A 17,025-nucleotide genomic window follows, 5' to 3' on the forward strand; every position below is an offset into this window, starting at 1 on the left:
AGATACCCGGCCCGCCAGATGAGCGGGCTTTTTTTTGAACAGAATGAATGAGAATAACGATGCAAATACAAAAACCAACACTCGAATTGCTTTCCTGCAATGCCGCCTACCGTGAGAACCCGACGGCGTTGTTCCATCAGGTTTGTGGCGACCGCCCGGCAACGCTGTTGCTGGAATCTGCTGATATCGACAGTAAAAATGATCTGAAAAGCCTGCTGTTGGTCGATAGTGCGCTGCGCATTACCGCTTTGGGTGACACTGTCACTATCGAAGCGTTAACGGATAACGGTGCATCCCTGCTCCCGCTGCTGGATGCCGCGCTGCCCGCTGGCGTTGAAAATACAGCGCTGCCCGGCAGCCGGAAGCTGCGCTTTCCCGCAGTAAGCCCGCTGTTAGATGAGGATGCGCGTCTGTGTTCGCTGTCGGTATTTGACGCATTCCGTCTGTTGCAGAACCTGGTAAATGTGCCTGCTGAAGAGCGCGAAGCCATGTTTTTCGGCGGTTTGTTTGCCTATGACCTGGTGGCGGGATTTGAAGTGTTACCGCAACTGGAAGCCGGTAATCGCTGCCCGGATTACTGCTTCTATCTGGCGGAAACGCTGATGGTGATTGACCATCAGAAGAAAAGCACCCGTATTCAGGCAAGCCTCTTTACCGATAATGAAGCGGAAAAACAGCGTCTGACGGCGCGCCTCGCGCAGCTGACGCAGCAATTAACCGAACCCGCGCCGCCGTTGCCCGTTACGCCAGTGCCGCAAATGCGCTGCGAATGCAGCCAGAGCGACGAAGAGTTTGGCGCCGTTGTGCGTACCATGCAGAAAGCGATTCGCGCAGGAGAGATTTTCCAGGTGGTGCCTTCCCGCCGCTTCTCATTACCCTGCCCGTCACCGCTGGCGGCCTATTACGTACTGAAAAAGAGCAACCCAAGTCCATACATGTTCTTTATGCAGGATAACGATTTCACCCTGTTTGGCGCCTCCCCGGAAAGCTCGCTGAAGTACGACGCGACCAGTCGCCAGATTGAGATTTACCCCATCGCCGGCACGCGCCCGCGCGGTCGCCGTGCCGACGGCTCGCTGGATCGCGATCTCGACAGCCGCATTGAGCTGGAGATGCGCACCGACCATAAAGAGCTGTCTGAACACCTGATGCTGGTCGATCTGGCGCGTAATGATCTGGCGCGCATTTGTACTCCCGGCAGCCGCTACGTTGCCGACCTGACGAAAGTCGATCGTTATTCGTTCGTTATGCACCTGGTGTCCCGCGTGGTGGGTGAATTACGCAGCGATCTGGATGTGCTGCATGCTTATCGCGCCTGTATGAATATGGGCACGCTGAGCGGCGCGCCAAAAGTTCGCGCCATGCAGCTTATCGCCGGTGCCGAAGGGCGTCGTCGCGGCAGTTATGGCGGAGCGGTGGGCTACTTCACCGCGCATGGCGATCTCGATACCTGCATTGTGATTCGCTCTGCTCTGGTGGAAGACGGCATCGCCACCGTGCAGGCCGGTGCCGGAATCGTGCTGGATTCTGTTCCGCAGTCTGAAGCCGACGAAACCCGTAATAAAGCGCGCGCGGTTCTGCGTGCTATTGCCACCGCGCACCATGCACAGGAGATTTTCTAATGGCTGACATTCTGCTGCTCGATAACATCGACTCTTTTACTTACAACCTGGCAGATCAGCTACGGGCCAACGGCCACAATGTGGTGATTTACCGTAACCATATCCCGGCGCAGACCTTAATCGACCGTCTTTCGACGATGAAAAACCCGGTGCTGATGCTTTCTCCAGGGCCAGGCGTCCCCAGCGAAGCTGGTTGTATGCCGGAGTTGTTGACCCGTTTGCGTGGCAAGCTGCCCATTATCGGCATCTGCCTCGGACACCAGGCGATTGTTGAAGCCTACGGTGGTTACGTCGGTCAGGCGGGCGAGATTCTCCACGGTAAAGCGTCGAGCATTGAACATGACGGACAGGCGATGTTTGCCGGTCTGGTGAACCCGCTGCCGGTTGCTCGTTATCACTCTCTGGTGGGCAGCAACGTGCCTGCGGGGCTGACGATTAACGCCCATTTTAACGGCATGGTGATGGCGGTGCGTCACGACACGGATCGCGTCTGCGGTTTTCAGTTCCACCCGGAGTCCATTCTTACTACGCAAGGTGCGCTGTTGCTGGAACAAACGCTGGCCTGGGCGCAACAAAAACTGGAGCCGACCAATACGCTGCAACCGATTCTGGAAAAATTGTACCAGGCGCAAACCATGACCCAGCAGGAAAGCCACCAGCTTTTCTCTGCCGTGGTCCGTGGCGAACTGAAGCCAGAACAGCTGGCGGCGGCGCTGGTCAGTATGAAAGTGCGTGGCGAACATCCGAATGAAATCGCTGGCGCCGCTACCGCGCTGCTGGAAAATGCCGCGCCATTCCCGCGCCCGGACTATCTGTTTGCCGATATTGTCGGCACCGGCGGTGATGGCAGCAACAGCATCAATATTTCCACCGCCAGCGCCTTTGTGGCGGCGGCCTGCGGACTGAAGGTGGCCAAACATGGCAACCGCAGCGTCTCCAGTAAATCCGGTTCGTCCGATCTGCTGGCAGCATTCGGTATCAATCTGGATATGAACGCCGATAAATCGCGTCAGGCGCTGGACGACCTGGGCGTCTGCTTCCTGTTCGCACCGAAATACCATACCGGTTTCCGTCATGCGATGCCGGTTCGCCAGCAGCTTAAAACCCGCACCTTGTTCAATGTGCTGGGGCCGCTGATCAACCCGGCTCACCCGCCGCTGGCGCTGATTGGCGTCTACAGCCCGGAGCTGGTGCTGCCCATTGCCGAAACCCTGCGGGTACTGGGTTATCAGCGTGCGGCGGTGGTTCACAGCGGCGGTATGGATGAAGTGTCGCTGCATGCGCCAACCATTGTGGCTGAACTGCACGACGGCGAAATCAAGAGCTACCAGCTCACGGCGGAAGACTTCGGCCTCACCCCGTATCACCAGGAACAGCTGGCAGGCGGCACGCCGGAAGAAAACCGTGACATTCTCACCCGCTTGTTACAAGGTAAAGGTGAAGCCGCTCACGAGGCCGCTGTCGCTGCGAATGTCGCCATGTTAATGCGCCTGCATGGTAAGGAAGATTTAAAGGCCAATGCGCAAACTGTGATTGATGTACTGCGCAGTGGCGCAGCTTATGACCGGGTTACCGCACTGGCGGCAAGAGGGTAAATGATGCAAACCGTTTTAGCGAAAATCGTCGCGGATAAGGCGATCTGGGTAGAAGCCCGTAAACAACAACAACCGTTAGCCAGTTTCCAGAATGAGGTTCAGCCAAGTGCCCGCCATTTCTATGATGCGCTGCAAGGCACGCGTACCGCATTTATTCTGGAGTGTAAAAAAGCGTCCCCCTCCAAAGGAGTGATTCGTGATGACTTCGACCCCGCGCAGATTGCCGGTGTTTATAAACATTACGCGTCGGCGATTTCCGTTCTGACCGATGAGAAATATTTCCAGGGGAGTTTTGACTTTCTCACTGTTGTCAGCCGTATCGCGCCGCAGCCGATTCTGTGTAAGGACTTCATCATCGATCCTTACCAAATCTATCTGGCGCGTTACTATCAGGCCGATGCCTGTCTGCTGATGCTCTCCGTACTGGATGACGAGCAATATCGCCAGCTTTCCGCCGTCGCCCACAGTCTGAAAATGGGCGTGCTGACGGAAGTCAGTAACGAAGAAGAACTGGAGCGCGCCATCGCACTGGGTGCGAAAGTCGTCGGCATTAATAACCGCGACCTGCGCGATCTGTCGATTGACCTTAACCGTACCCGTCAGCTTGCGCCAAAACTGGGGCACGGCGTGACCGTGATCAGCGAGTCCGGGATTAATACCTATGCACAGGTGCGCGAGCTAAGCCACTTCGCTAACGGTTTCCTGATCGGTTCTGCATTGATGTCCCATGCCGATCTGCACGCCGCCGTGCGTCGCGTGTTGCTTGGCGAGAACAAAGTCTGCGGCCTGACGCGCGGGCAGGATGCAAAAGCCGCTTACGAAGCAGGCGCCATTTATGGCGGGCTGATTTTTGTTCCCTCGTCGCCTCGCGTCGTAAATCTCGACCAGGCGCGCGAGGTGATAGCCGCCGCCCCCCTGCAATATGTCGGCGTATTCCGCAATACCGCTATCACCGAGGTATGTGAAAAAGCGACCACCTTGTCGCTCAAGGCCGTGCAACTGCATGGCAGTGAAGACCAGGCTTATGTCGATGCTCTGCGCGCCGCATTACCGGAACAGGTACAAATCTGGAAAGCGCTTAGCGTGGGCGACGCACTGCCAGCTCGTGATTACCAGCACGTTGATAAGTACGTTCTCGATAACGGTCAGGGCGGCAGCGGCCAACGTTTTGACTGGTCGTTATTGAACGGTGAAACGCTGGACAACGTATTGCTGGCGGGTGGATTAGGCGCAGACAACTGCGTGGAAGCGGCAAAAACCGGCTGTGCCGGTCTCGATTTTAATTCTGGTGTAGAGTCGCAGCCGGGCATCAAAGATGCACACCTTCTGGCCTCGGTCTTTCAGACACTGCGCGCATATTAAGGAAGAAAACATGACAACATTACTCAATCCCTACTTTGGTGAATTTGGCGGCATGTATGTCCCGCAGATTCTGATGCCTGCCCTGCGCCAGCTGGAAGAAGCGTTCGTCAGCGCGCAGAAAGATCCACAGTTTCAGGCCCAGTTTGCCGATCTGCTGAAGAACTATGCAGGCCGTCCAACCGCGCTGACCAAATGCCAGAATATCACTGCCGGCACCAAAACCACGCTGTATCTGAAGCGTGAAGATTTACTGCACGGCGGCGCGCACAAAACAAACCAGGTACTGGGTCAGGCGCTGCTGGCGAAACGCATGGGTAAAACAGAGATTATCGCCGAAACGGGCGCAGGTCAGCATGGCGTGGCTTCCGCGCTCGCCAGCGCCCTGCTCGGTCTGAAATGCCGTATCTATATGGGCGCAAAAGACGTCGAGCGTCAGTCGCCAAACGTCTTTCGTATGCGACTGATGGGCGCGGAAGTGATCCCTGTACACAGCGGCTCCGCCACCCTGAAAGACGCCTGCAACGAAGCGCTTCGCGACTGGTCCGGCAGCTATGAATCCGCGCACTATATGCTCGGAACTGCGGCAGGCCCGCACCCGTTCCCGACCATCGTCCGTGAATTTCAGCGCATGATCGGGGAAGAGACGAAAGCGCAAATCCTCGAAAAAGAAGGTCGTCTGCCGGATGCCGTGATTGCCTGCGTGGGCGGCGGCTCCAACGCAATCGGCATGTTTGCGGACTTCATCAACGAAACCAGCGTGGGTTTGATTGGCGTCGAACCTGGCGGCCACGGAATTGAAACAGGCGAGCACGGCGCACCGCTGAAGCATGGGCGCGTAGGCATCTATTTCGGCATGAAAGCGCCGATGATGCAAACCGAGGAAGGGCAAATTGAAGAGTCCTACTCCATTTCCGCCGGGCTGGATTTCCCGTCCGTTGGGCCGCAGCACGCGTATCTGAACAGCATTGGTCGCGCCGATTATGTGTCGATCACCGATGATGAAGCGCTGGAAGCCTTTAAAACGCTCTGTCTGCATGAAGGGATTATCCCGGCGCTGGAGTCGTCCCACGCCCTGGCTCACGCCCTGAAAATGATGCGTGAAAATCCAGAAAAAGAACAGTTGCTGGTCGTTAACCTTTCCGGTCGCGGCGACAAAGACATTTTCACCGTACACGATATTCTGAAAGCGCGAGGGGAAATCTGATGGAACGCTATGAAAACCTGTTTGCACAGCTGAAGGATCGCAAGGAAGGCGCATTTGTCCCCTTCGTGACCCTGGGCGATCCTTCCGTTGAACAGTCACTGAACATTATTGATACGCTGATTGAAGCCGGCGCCGACGCCCTTGAACTCGGCATTCCGTTCTCCGATCCGCTGGCAGACGGGCCGACCATCCAGGAAGCCACGCTGCGCGCGTTTGCCGCAGGCGTAACGCCTACGCAATGCTTTGAGATGCTGGCGCTGATTCGTCAGAAACATCCGACGATTCCGATTGGTCTGCTTATGTACGCCAACCTGGTGTTCAGCAAAGGGATCGACGAATTTTACGCGCAGTGCGAGAAAGTCGGCGTGGATTCCGTACTGGTGGCGGATGTGCCTGTTGAGGAGTCTGCGCCCTTCCGTCAGGCGGCATTATTCCACAACGTGGCGCCGATTTTCATCTGCCCGCCCAATGCCGATGACGATCTGTTGCGCCAGATAGCCTCTTATGGCCGCGGTTATACCTATCTGCTTTCGCGGGCAGGCGTGACGGGTGCAGAAAACCGCGCCGCATTACCACTGCATCATCTGGTGGAAAAACTGAAAGAGTATAACGCCGCGCCCCCGTTGCAGGGCTTTGGCATCTCTTCCCCGGAACAGGTTACAGGTGCCATTGAAGCCGGCGCCGCCGGGGCGATTTCCGGGTCAGCGATCGTTAAGCTCATTGAGAAAAACGTCGCAAACCCCGGGCAGATGCTGACCGAGCTGAAAGCGTTTGTCACGGCAATGAAAGCCGCGACCCGCGCATAATATTGCGCAGGCAACAGGCCCGATAATTCCATGCTTATCGGGCCAATCCTGTCATTCCCTCACCTGCTTCATTTTGTACATTTCGTTATCCGCATCCTGAATAGCCGTATCCAGATCGCGGGTTACTTCTGCGACGCCCCATGACACCGACAGCGGTACAACATGACCATCAACCATAAATGCATAATCATTTATCTGGCCGGTTATCCGCTCCGCGATGGCTATCGCGTCACCAATCTGCGCGCGATAAAGCAAAATAACGAACTCATCGCCGCCGGTACGAATCACCAGGTCATGACTGGTGCGGGTGTTAGAGAGCATTCTGTTGGCGATGATCTGCAACGCCCGGTCTCCCGCCACATGCCCCCAGGTGTCGTTGATGGCTTTAAACTTATTACAATCCAGCAGCACCACGCAGCTGCGCGTTAAGTCCCTGCGCTTCACAATATCAAGGATCTTGCGGTTAAAGCAGCCCGTCAGCGAGTCGATATACACCTTCAGGTCGCTCGCGTTCAGCCAGAATTTTAAGCCGAGAAAGATCAGGATAAAGAAGAATGGCGCCAGCAGAATCGCAATCCCGGCCTGCGTGTCGTATCTGACGAACCGATGCAGAGAGAGTGAAGAATGGAACGCATATTTTGCGGACATTGCACGGATGGACTCCCCGGCGACAGGCTGGCAATCACCGCTCAGGCAGAGATTTTCCTGCGTGGGCGTATGCACCAGAGCCACATTAAGGCCGGGTGGAATATGATGTTCAAAGGCCTCCGTCAGCGCCTCCTGTAGCTCAGGTTTAGAATGGTCATACACCAGATACGCAACGATATGATCGGAGATCTCTTTTCCAGAAAGATCGTAAATATAACTGACTACGCTGTACGCTTTTTCATTCGTGATTTTGTCCGTATAAAAGTCCGTTGAACTGAGCGACTTGGATTTGACATTCTTTTGCAGCAGACGCGTATAAAAGCCCACGGGCGGTAAGAAAAAGTCGGTGATATCGCCCGCCATTTTAGAGTCGCTAAAATAGAAGGGTTTTGCATCTGCTGGCGTGAACCAATAAAAATAGCTGGCATCTTTGGCGATAATGTAGCGATGCGCGGCATAATCCCCCGGATTAAGGGTGTTCATCCGATCCCGAATAAACTCCGCCGCCGCAAACATACATAAAGCGTTAATATTGGGCTGACGGGAAACAATAGTGCCCGTTGCGGAATGGATCCGCGCCCGGTCGGCATTGATTCCCCATGAATCCGCATCCCTGGGGGAAAACCTTGAGAGGTTGCCGCACTGCCCGGCATTTTTGATCTGGTGATAGCGAACCCCTGTCGCATCGGCGATGAGTTCGTTATCGTTGAAAATATCCATCATCCGCGTTTGCAGACGACTCATCCCTTCATTCACAACGGCCTGTCGTTGTTCGTAAATAATAAAGAGATACAGTGAAGTAAAAAGTAAAGTGATAAGCGCTGACATCAACAACGCCTGGCTATTTCTTAGGCTGTCCTGAACAATCTTCACTGAGGCACCTTAAGCCTGAATCGCGGGGCCGAATACGTTAGTAGATTTTGCTGATACAGTACAGTTTTCAGTGATTAATCATCTCCTTCAATCGGGTATCCCGCCCTGCGAATAGCCTCACGGCAGTCACTGACGCCAGCGGCGTACCCGGCTTCAATCTCACAAACCGGACTCGAACTGCAATAAGGTAAACGGACGGGCGTAGCAATATTCTCTTCCAGCGCATCAATCTTATGCATTGCATCCAGCAGCATTCGCAGCGCCTGTAAAGTGAACTCAGCCTCTTCATCTCTGACTATCGATTCCAGGGTCGCGATTTTTTGTTGCAGAAGGGCTTGAGTTACTATCATCGTCAATGCTCTCAAAACAGGCTTGTTTCAAAGATAGCATCTCAGGGAGAGGTATGATGTTGAAATCAGCAGAATATAAAAAGCGGGCTGTATGACAGCCCGCTTTTTAGATGGGTCACATAAACTCAGAAACGATAACCGGCAGAGAACATAAATACCCACGGGTCGAGGCGGACGCTGTCATGCTGCTGGGCACCACCGAGTTTATAGCTTGCGGTAGTATCAATATCCATATACCAGACCGACATGTTAATTAACCAGTCCCGGTTAATCAGGTAATCCATACCCACCTGCCCGGCCATTCCCCAGGAATCCTTCAGACTCAGATCGGACAACCCTGTCTCTTTACCATTGTTGTTGAAACCTTCGTCAAAGAAGGTGGTGTAGTTTACACCCGCGCCAATATAAGGACGCAGTTTGCTACTGGCGTCGCCAAAGTACCACTGCGCCATTAATGTCGGCGGCAGGTGACGCACGGTAGCGATATCACCGGTATCCCCTGTCCCAATTTTATGACGGAACGGCGTCGCCGCCAGCAGTTCAATACCAATGTTGTCGGTTGCCATATAAGTAAAAGTCAAACCGAGTTGCGTATTGTTACTGACGTCAAAACCGTTCAGATGCCCCAGCGTTCCGCCTGCCCCTTCCGTCGGTCTCACGGTCGCCGAGCCCGCACGGATAAAAAACTCACCGCTCTCATGCGCAAGCGCACTACCAGAGAGAAGAGTACTTACTGCCAGGGCTGCCACTGTTAACTTTTTCATATCCGCTCCATCGTTATGGTTATAAATGCGTCACGAATATACCTACAATGGAGTAATAAGTGATCCAATACAGATCACATTAGGCCCTGTAATTTAACCTTTATTGATCCAGATTAATTTAGAACTTGCATCTAAAATCCTGGTTAAAGCCGTTTGAATCAAATTTTCCGAATTTTAGTGATAAATGGCCTTTTTCAACCAGGCGGATGGATTGTAAAAAAGAGGACGACTGGCGCTTTCGCAGCAAAAATTACCCGCGCTTTACAAAGATATGCTTTTCCATACACCCCGTGATGCTGCCACTGTAGAGTTATCCAGGGTACAATTGCCCGCAAATTAACACCTGCAAAACTCAAGGAGAGTGCATGTCTATCACGGCGAAGTCCGTTTACCGTGACACGGGGAACTTTTTCCGTAATCAATTTGTAACCATCTTGCTGGTTTCGTTGCTGTGCGCATTTATTACGGTGGTTTTAGGTCATGCCTTTTCCCCCAGCGATGCCCAAATCGCGCAACTCAGTGAAGGGGAGCATCTGACCGGTAGCGTTGGCCTGTTCGATCTGGTGCAGAACATGACGCCGGAACAGCAGCAAATATTATTACGGGCTTCAGCGGCATCAACATTTTCAGGACTCATTGGCAATGCGATCCTGGCAGGGGGCGTTTTGCTGATGATCCAGCTGATTTCCGCCGGTCATCGGGTCAGCGCATTACGTGCTATCGGTGCCAGCGCGCCGGTTTTACCTAAATTGTTTGTCCTGATTTTTCTGACTACCCTGTTAGTGCAAATCGGTATTATGCTGATTGTCGTACCGGGGATTTTGATGGCGATTCTGCTGGCGCTTGCGCCGGTGATGCTGGTTCAGGACAAGATGGGCGTATTTGCCGCCATGCGCAACAGTATGCGTCTGGCGTGGTCTAATATGCGACTGGTCGCTCCGGCGGTGATCGGCTGGTTACTGGCGAAAACGCTCTTGCTGCTGTTTGCCCCCAGCTTTGCAGCGCTGACGCCGAATGTTGGCGCAGTGTTGGCGAATACGCTGAGCAATTTGATTTCCGCCATATTGCTCATCTATTTGTTCCGCCTGTATATGTTGATTCGCCAATAACCCTGAACGTGTTAAGGGCCGGTTTGCCCAAAACTTTTGATTACGGAATCGAAGAATGAAGCAGTTTCTTGATTTTTTACCGCTGGTTGTCTTTTTTGCTTTTTATAAGCTGTACGACATCTATGCGGCGACCTCCGCCCTGATTGTCGCGACAGCCATTGTGTTGATCTACAGTTGGGTTCGCTATCGCAAGGTCGAAAAGATGGCGTTGATCACTTTCGTTCTGGTTGCCGTGTTCGGCGGCCTGACCATTTTCTTCCACAACGATGAGTTTATTAAGTGGAAGGTGACGGTGATTTACGGCCTGTTTGCCGGTGCGCTGCTGATAAGCCAGTGGGTCATGAAAAAGCCACTGATTCAACGCATGTTAGGGAAAGAACTGACGTTGCCGCAGCCGGTCTGGTCTAAGCTGAACCTGGCATGGGCCGTATTTTTCATCCTCTGCGGGCTCGCCAATATCTACATCGCGTTTTGGCTGCCGCAAAACATCTGGGTCAACTTCAAAGTGTTCGGTTTAACCGCGCTGACGCTGATTTTTACCCTTCTGAGCGGAGTCTACATTTACCGCCATCTGCCGCAGGAAGATAAATCCTGAGTTCTGTTTGCCAGGCCGTCTGGTCTGGCATCCCCTTCACGCCAGCCTGGCGCGCGTTTCCCCTCTGTTCTCCCTGCGCAAATCATAGTAGCATTCGCGCCTGAAATCTTTCTTCACAGTCGGTTCTACAATGACAACAACAAATAACGCTCCTCAGGGCGAACTGGTTTTACGCACGCTGGCCATGCCCGCCGATACCAATGCTAACGGCGATATTTTTGGCGGCTGGCTCATGTCACAAATGGATATTGGCGGCGCGATTCAGGCTAAAGAAATTGCTCATGGTCGCGTGGTGACCGTGCGCGTTGAGGGAATGAGTTTTCTGCGCCCTGTCGCCGTAGGCGACGTCGTATGCTGTTATGCCCGCTGCGTTAAACGCGGCACAACGTCTGTCAGCATTAATATTGAAGTGTGGGTGAAAAAGGTGGCGTCAGAGCCAATCGGTCAGCGTTATAAAGCAACCGAGGCGCTGTTCATCTATGTGGCGGTAGACAGTGACGGTAAACCTCGCCCGCTGCCGGTTCAGGCATGAATTACCGGATAAGGCGGTGCGCCGCCTTATCCGCTCTACGATTTAAGGGGATCGCGATTACTCGATCTGCGTGGTGCCGTTCAGACGGAAGATGATATTAACCACTAAGCCCGACCCCGGTTTCCCTGCTTCATAGCGCCATCTGCGCATCGCGTTTTTCACTTCACGCTCAAACATGTTCGCCGGCTGAGCGGAAAGCACCTGAACATTCTCCACTCGCCCGTCTGAAGTGACGTCGAATTTCACTTTCACGCGGCCTTCAATACGCAACGCTTGCGCTCGTGCCGGATACTGCGGCTGATTGCGGCTCAACGCGCGAGGCCCCGCAGGAACACTGACGGCCGGTTTGCTGGTTGCCGCTGCGGTATTCGTTGTCGGACGCGACGGCGCCGTATTTTCAAACGGTGCAGCCGGGCGCGGTTCAGCAGGCTTAACATCACGTTTAGGCTGCTCCTGAACCTTTTTCACCGGTTTAGGTTTTGGCTTCGGCTTAGGTTTCGGCTTCTCAATCACCACCGGCGCCTCTTTTGGCGGCTCAGGAATAGGTTCCGGTTCCGGCTCAGGTTCGACGACGGGTTCCGGCGGCGGCTGAACCGCCTGTGGTGGCTCAAGATCGGCAGGCGCGACCATTGTGATTGAGATCGGCTGCGCGGGCGCAGGCAGTTCAATAACCTGATGTACCGAGGTATACAGCAGACCCGCCACTACAGCACCATGAATGCCAACGGAAAGTAACGTCGGCCAGGGAAAGCGACGAGGTAAATCAAGGGTCATTGAAGTCATAATCGTTTCAGTTAAAAAACCAGGCCTCGATTTTAAATGCAAATAGCAATCATATTCAATAAGACATCACGGTAAGCCGCATTTAAAACGCAATATTACCGCAAAAAGTCCCTGTGTTATGCACGGTCTTAACAAAGTCGTTATCTTTGCGTTGCAGTTGAAAGACCTTTCCAATAACGTAATTAACGACTTTTACCGATTAAGGAGCTCTACCCGTGCTGTATGTCATTTACGCTCAGGATATCGCCGATTCTCTTGAAAAACGTCTTTCCGTCCGCCCTGCCCATCTGGCGCGCCTGCAACTGCTCCATGATGAGGGCCGACTGTTGACCGCAGGCCCTATGCCAGCCGTCGACAGCAACGATCCCGGTGCCGCCGGGTTTACCGGCTCAACCGTGATTGCACAATTCGAATCGCTGGAAGAAGCGCAGTCCTGGGCAGACGCAGACCCGTATGTGGCTGCGGGCGTGTATGCGCAAGTCTCTGTAAAACCGTATAAGAAAGTCTTTTAAATCAGGCGGGGTTTGCATTCATGGGCACCGAATACGGTGCCCTGGTTGTATCAGATGCTGTGAATCGCAAACAATAACGTGTTACGTTGATGATTGAGAATGCATTTTCTGATTGAGTGGATACGCATATTACGACGCGATTGTCCTTCAAGCCAACGCGCTTTACGGCGGCTAGCCTGACGTTGCATGCGCCAGCGTCCCACTTCCGTTCTACTACGCTTCATGTTAACTACTCTTACAGTGCCAGAGCAGGCATTATACCCTCTCGTCGGGAGCAGACCAGCGCTTTTCCGGTGTTTTTATTTGCCAGATGAAGCCTGATGCGTAAACTCTTAACAATACGCTTTCAAAAGGATTTTTAAATTTATGACAACCTTCTACACAGTGGTGAGTTGGCTGGTCATTCTGGGGTACTGGATACTTATTGCCGGTGTGACGTTACGTATTTTAATGAAACGACGCGCCGTTCCCTCCGCGATGGCCTGGCTCTTAATCATCTATATTCTGCCGCTGGTAGGGATTATTGCTTATTTATCATTCGGCGAGTTGCATTTAGGGAAACGCCGCGCCGAACGCGCCAGAGCAATGTGGCCGTCCACCGCGAAGTGGCTGAACGATCTCAAAGCCTGTAAACACATTTTCGCCGAAGAAAACAGCAGCGTCGCTTCGTCGCTGTTTAAGCTGTGCGAGCGACGCCAGGGAATCGCTGGCGTTAAAGGCAATCAGCTGCAACTGCTGACCGACTCTGATGATGTGATGCAGGCGCTTATCCGCGACATTCAACTGGCGCGCCATAACATTGAGATGGTGTTTTACATCTGGCAGCCCGGCGGCATGGCGGATCAGGTTGCAGAGTCGCTGATGGCGGCGGCGCGACGCGGCATTCATTGCCGTCTGATGCTGGACTCCGCCGGGAGCGTGGCCTTTTTCCGCAGCCCGTGGGCGGCCATGATGCGTAACGCCGGAATTGAAGTGGTTGAGGCGCTGAAAGTCAATCTGATGCGTGTCTTTCTGCGCCGTATGGATTTGCGTCAGCACCGCAAGATGGTGATGATTGATAACTACATCGCCTATACCGGCAGCATGAATATGGTCGATCCGCGTTTCTTCAAACAGGACGCCGGCGTGGGACAATGGGTTGATCTGATGGCAAGAATGGAAGGCCCGGTAGCGACCGCGATGGGGATTGTCTACTCCTGCGACTGGGAAATCGAAACGGGTAAACGCATCCTGCCGCCGCCTCCAGACGTCAATATCATGCCGTTTGAACAGGCCAGCGGACACACCATTCATACTATCGCCTCAGGACCCGGCTTCCCGGAAGATCTGATTCACCAGGCGCTGCTGACGGCAGCCTATTCCGCTCGTGAATATCTGATCATGACAACACCCTATTTCGTCCCCAGCGACGATTTACTGCACGCGATCTGCACGGCGGCGCAGCGCGGCGTGGATGTCAGCATCATCCTGCCGCGTAAAAATGACTCCATGCTGGTCGGCTGGGCCAGCCGCGCCTTTTTCACTGAACTGCTGGCCGCCGGAGTCAAAATCTATCAGTTTGAAGGTGGATTGTTGCACACCAAGAGCGTGCTGGTGGATGGCGAGCTGAGTCTGGTTGGCACCGTGAACCTGGATATGCGCAGCCTGTGGTTAAATTTTGAAATCACGCTGGTGATTGACGACGCCGGATTCGGCGGCGATCTGGCTGCGGTTCAGGATGATTATATTTCGCGTTCTCGCCTGCTTGATGCCCGCCTGTGGGTAAAACGGCCATTATGGCAGCGGATTACTGAGCGACTGTTTTACTTCTTCAGTCCGTTGCTGTAAAACGTGCCCAAGAGACGGTAAACGGGTAGTCATTATGGAAATGGATCTGAACAATCGCCTGACTGAAGATGAAACGCTTGAGCAGGCTTATGATATTTTTCTCGAACTGGCGGCAGATAATCTCGATCCGGCAGATATTATTCTGTTCAATTTACAGTTCGAAGAGCGCGGCGGCGCGGAGTTATTCGATCCGTCAGAAGACTGGCAGGAACACGTTGATTTTGACCTCAACCCTGACTTTTTTGCCGAAGTCGTGATTGGCCTGGCGGATAGCGAAGACGGTGAAATTAACGATATTTTTGCCCGCGTGCTGTTATGCCGCGAAAAAGATCACAAACTTTGCCATATCCTTTGGCGTGAATAAGAAAGACGTCGAGCAATCAGGCTGATGCCAAAAAAAGGGCTGACATCATGTCAGCCCTTAAATTTATAGCGGGTCCACCTTCAGGCAGGAAACCGCATGCCTGAAACTGCCCTCCAGCACCGGTCGGGTTTTCGCACACTCCGGCCCGGCAATCGGGCAACGCGTGCGGAAAACACACCCCGACGGCGGATTGATGGGTGACGGTAATTCCCCTTCCAGCAACTGAATCGTCTTGTTCTTTTCCAGATCGGGGTCGGGAATCGGCACGGCGGACATCAGCGCTTTGGTATAAGGGTGCAGCGGATTGTGATACACCTCATCGTAGGTTCCCAATTCCACCGCATGACCCAGGTACATCACCAGCACACGATCGGAAATATGCTTCACCACCGCCAGATCGTGAGCGATGAAGATCAGCGATAACCCCATTTCACGCTGTAGCTGTTGCAGCAGATTCACCACCTGCGCCTGAATCGACACGTCCAGCGCCGAAACCGGCTCATCGCAAATAATCAGCTTCGGCTCCAGGATCAGAGCACGCGCGATACCAATACGCTGGCACTGGCCGCCGGAAAACTCATGCGGGTAACGGTTAATCAGATTCGGCAGCAGCCCCACCTTCATCATCATCACTTTCACCCGATCGCGCACTTCCTGGCGCGGCAATTTTGGATGATAGGTGCGTAATGGTTCAGCGATGATTTCTCCAATGGTCATGCGTGGGTTCAATGACGCCAGCGGGTCCTGGAAAATCATCTGAATATCGCTGCGTACGTCCCGCCATTCATCAGGTTTCATCCCCAGCAGATCTTTCCCTAACCACGCCACGCGGCCATCAGTCGCTTTCACCAGACCAATAATCGCCCGCGCAAAGGTCGATTTACCGCAGCCGGATTCCCCAACCACCCCCAGCGTTTCACCTTCATACAATCGCAGCGTAACGCCATCGACCGCTTTCAGGGTTTTCGCCGGCTGCCAGAACCACTGTTTGCCATCTTTAATATCGAAATGCACTTTGAGATCGGCAATTTCGAGGAGCACTTTTCTCTCCTGGGTCACAGCATTCATACCAGCTCCTCCACCGGTTTAAAGCAGGCGCGCAAACGCCCCGGACTGAACTCCTCCAGGGGTGGAGTTGAACTGCAAATCTCCATCGCATACGGGCAACGCGGCTGGAATGGACACCCTTTAGGCAAGCGCAGCAAGTTCGGCGGGTTGCCCGGAATGGTCAGCATCGTTTCCCCTTCGGCATCCAGACGCGGAACCGCATTAAGCAAACCGATAGAATACGGATGAACAGGCTGGTAAAAGACGTCGCGCGCCTTGCCGTATTCCATCGTACGCCCGGCGTACATCACCAGCACCTTATCGCAAATACCGGCCACGACGCCAAGGTCGTGCGTAATCATGATAATCGCCGTGTTAAATTCGCGTTTCAGTTCATTAAGCAGCGTCATGATCTGCGCCTGAACGGTCACGTCCAGCGCGGTTGTCGGTTCATCCGCAATCAGTAATTTCGGCCGACACAGCAGCGCCATCGCAATCATCACACGCTGGCGCATCCCGCCGGAAAACTCATGCGGATACATCTTCATCCGTTTCCGCGCTTCCGGCATTTTCACCGCGTCCAGCATTCTGACAGACTCTTCAAACGCTTCGGCCTTGCTCATGCCTTTATGCAGCATCAGCACTTCCATTAACTGCTCGCCAACCCGCATATACGGGTTAAGAGAGGTCATTGGGTCCTGAAAAATCATTGAGATTTGTTCAGCGCGTAGCCTGTTGAGTTCACGCTCCGGCAGGTTGAGAATTTCGCGGCCGTTAAACGTCGCAGAACCACCAATGCGGCCATTCGCCGCCAGCAGCCCCATCAACGCAAACGCCGTTTGCGATTTGCCTGAACCTGACTCGCCGACAATGCCTAAGGTCTCCCCGGCACGCAGCGTAAAGTTCAGGTCGTTTACGGCCGTCACATCGCCGTCGGGTGTACTAAACGTCACGCGAAGATCTTTCACGTCCAGCAGTGCGTTAGCCCGTTGTTGCGCGAGTGGCGCGGTTGAGGTTTCAATTACGCTCATG

At 53.8% G+C, this 17,025-nt stretch carries 18 protein-coding genes, 1 pseudogene and 1 other annotated feature (1 of these 20 running past the window's edge); of the genes and pseudogenes, 12 read left to right on the forward strand and 7 right to left on the reverse strand.

The window, feature by feature from the left end:
- Positions 1–36, forward strand: a sequence feature (Trp leader region) (it extends 59 nt beyond the left edge of the window).
- A gap of 23 nt (positions 37–59) precedes the next feature.
- Genes OGV79_RS15900 through trpA form a run of 5 tightly spaced genes read left to right on the forward strand, consistent with a single transcriptional unit; the run spans position 60 to position 6,589 of the window.
- Positions 60–1,622 (forward strand): anthranilate synthase component 1, encoded by a 1,563-nt coding sequence (locus tag OGV79_RS15900; protein ID WP_286468697.1) that lies wholly within the window; start codon positions 60–62, stop codon positions 1,620–1,622.
- Positions 1,622–3,217 carry a bifunctional anthranilate synthase glutamate amidotransferase component TrpG/anthranilate phosphoribosyltransferase TrpD gene (gene trpD / locus OGV79_RS15905; RefSeq protein ID WP_115609272.1) on the forward strand — a complete coding sequence of 532 codons (1,596 nt, stop codon included), beginning with the start codon at positions 1,622–1,624 and terminating at the stop codon, positions 3,215–3,217. The genes OGV79_RS15900 and trpD overlap by 1 nt, the downstream gene beginning before the upstream one ends.
- 3 nt (positions 3,218–3,220) lie before the next feature.
- Positions 3,221–4,579: a bifunctional indole-3-glycerol-phosphate synthase TrpC/phosphoribosylanthranilate isomerase TrpF gene (gene trpCF / locus OGV79_RS15910; RefSeq protein ID WP_286468846.1), complete on the forward strand. Its 1,359-nt coding sequence runs from the start codon at positions 3,221–3,223 to the stop codon at positions 4,577–4,579.
- A gap of 10 nt (positions 4,580–4,589) precedes the next feature.
- Positions 4,590–5,783 (forward strand): tryptophan synthase subunit beta, encoded by a 1,194-nt coding sequence (gene trpB / locus OGV79_RS15915; RefSeq protein WP_012132217.1) that lies wholly within the window; start codon positions 4,590–4,592, stop codon positions 5,781–5,783.
- The gene (gene trpA / locus OGV79_RS15920; RefSeq protein ID WP_286468698.1) at positions 5,783–6,589 is read left to right on the forward strand and encodes a tryptophan synthase subunit alpha; all 807 of its coding nucleotides are present in this window, start codon (positions 5,783–5,785) and stop codon (positions 6,587–6,589) included. The genes trpB and trpA overlap by 1 nt, the downstream gene beginning before the upstream one ends.
- Before the next feature lie 51 nt (positions 6,590–6,640).
- On the opposite strand, the gene OGV79_RS15925 is transcribed toward trpA, so the two are convergent.
- The 3 genes from OGV79_RS15925 to ompW all read right to left on the reverse strand — a co-directional run bounded on the left by OGV79_RS15925 (position 6,641) and on the right by ompW (position 9,224).
- On the reverse strand, positions 6,641–8,110 hold the full coding sequence (locus OGV79_RS15925; RefSeq protein WP_134769373.1) for a GGDEF domain-containing protein: 1,470 nt from the start codon (positions 8,108–8,110) through the stop codon (positions 6,641–6,643).
- Between the two features lie 74 nt (positions 8,111–8,184).
- A complete protein-coding gene (locus OGV79_RS15930; RefSeq protein WP_286449569.1) occupies positions 8,185–8,460 on the reverse strand; it encodes a hypothetical protein in 276 nt (91 codons plus the stop codon).
- Between the two features lie 125 nt (positions 8,461–8,585).
- A complete protein-coding gene (gene ompW, locus OGV79_RS15935) occupies positions 8,586–9,224 on the reverse strand; it encodes an outer membrane protein OmpW (protein ID WP_047463524.1) in 639 nt (212 codons plus the stop codon).
- Between the two features lie 250 nt (positions 9,225–9,474).
- On the opposite strand from ompW, the pseudogene OGV79_RS15940 reads away from it, so the two are divergent.
- The 4 genes and pseudogenes from OGV79_RS15940 to yciA form a co-directional block, all read left to right on the forward strand.
- Positions 9,475–9,564, forward strand: a pseudogene (locus OGV79_RS15940) (YkgJ family cysteine cluster protein); the annotation flags it as partial.
- Positions 9,565–9,589: 25 nt separating this feature from the next.
- Positions 9,590–10,333, forward strand: coding sequence for a YciC family protein (locus tag OGV79_RS15945; protein WP_071258422.1), 744 nt, complete (start codon positions 9,590–9,592; stop codon positions 10,331–10,333).
- A 55-nt stretch (positions 10,334–10,388) separates the two neighbouring features.
- The gene (locus tag OGV79_RS15950; RefSeq protein ID WP_012132211.1) at positions 10,389–10,928 is read left to right on the forward strand and encodes a septation protein A; all 540 of its coding nucleotides are present in this window, start codon (positions 10,389–10,391) and stop codon (positions 10,926–10,928) included.
- A gap of 130 nt (positions 10,929–11,058) precedes the next feature.
- Positions 11,059–11,460 carry an acyl-CoA thioester hydrolase YciA gene (gene yciA / locus OGV79_RS15955; RefSeq protein WP_012132210.1) on the forward strand — a complete coding sequence of 134 codons (402 nt, stop codon included), beginning with the start codon at positions 11,059–11,061 and terminating at the stop codon, positions 11,458–11,460.
- A 57-nt stretch (positions 11,461–11,517) separates the two neighbouring features.
- Here yciA and tonB read toward each other — a convergent pair whose 3' ends face one another.
- On the reverse strand, positions 11,518–12,234 hold the full coding sequence (gene tonB, locus OGV79_RS15960) for a TonB system transport protein TonB (RefSeq protein ID WP_049010722.1): 717 nt from the start codon (positions 12,232–12,234) through the stop codon (positions 11,518–11,520).
- Between the two features lie 224 nt (positions 12,235–12,458).
- Here tonB and OGV79_RS15965 point away from each other — a divergent pair, with 224 nt between their 5' ends.
- Positions 12,459–12,755 (forward strand): YciI family protein, encoded by a 297-nt coding sequence (locus OGV79_RS15965; RefSeq protein ID WP_012132208.1) that lies wholly within the window; start codon positions 12,459–12,461, stop codon positions 12,753–12,755.
- A 50-nt stretch (positions 12,756–12,805) separates the two neighbouring features.
- On the opposite strand, the gene OGV79_RS15970 is transcribed toward OGV79_RS15965, so the two are convergent.
- On the reverse strand, positions 12,806–12,979 hold the full coding sequence (locus OGV79_RS15970) for a YciY family protein (RefSeq protein ID WP_012132207.1): 174 nt from the start codon (positions 12,977–12,979) through the stop codon (positions 12,806–12,808).
- Positions 12,980–13,121: 142 nt separating this feature from the next.
- Here OGV79_RS15970 and cls point away from each other — a divergent pair, with 142 nt between their 5' ends.
- Positions 13,122–14,582: a cardiolipin synthase gene (cls, locus tag OGV79_RS15975; protein WP_012132206.1), complete on the forward strand. Its 1,461-nt coding sequence runs from the start codon at positions 13,122–13,124 to the stop codon at positions 14,580–14,582.
- A 34-nt stretch (positions 14,583–14,616) separates the two neighbouring features.
- Positions 14,617–14,946, forward strand: a complete 330-nt coding sequence (locus OGV79_RS15980; RefSeq protein ID WP_012132205.1) for an HI1450 family dsDNA-mimic protein — start codon at positions 14,617–14,619, stop codon at positions 14,944–14,946.
- Positions 14,947–15,009: 63 nt separating this feature from the next.
- On the opposite strand, the gene oppF is transcribed toward OGV79_RS15980, so the two are convergent.
- Complete coding sequence (gene oppF, locus OGV79_RS15985) at positions 15,010–16,014, reverse strand: murein tripeptide/oligopeptide ABC transporter ATP-binding protein OppF (protein ID WP_286468699.1); 1,005 nt, start codon at positions 16,012–16,014, stop codon at positions 15,010–15,012.
- Positions 16,011–17,024, reverse strand: coding sequence for a murein tripeptide/oligopeptide ABC transporter ATP-binding protein OppD (gene oppD / locus OGV79_RS15990; protein ID WP_012132203.1), 1,014 nt, complete (start codon positions 17,022–17,024; stop codon positions 16,011–16,013). The genes oppF and oppD overlap by 4 nt, the downstream gene beginning before the upstream one ends.
- Between the last annotated feature and the right edge of the window lies 1 nt (position 17,025).

Origin of the sequence: Citrobacter sp. CK185, assembly GCF_030333565.1 — a bacterium.
Lineage (GTDB): Bacteria > Pseudomonadota > Gammaproteobacteria > Enterobacterales > Enterobacteriaceae > Citrobacter_B > Citrobacter_B koseri.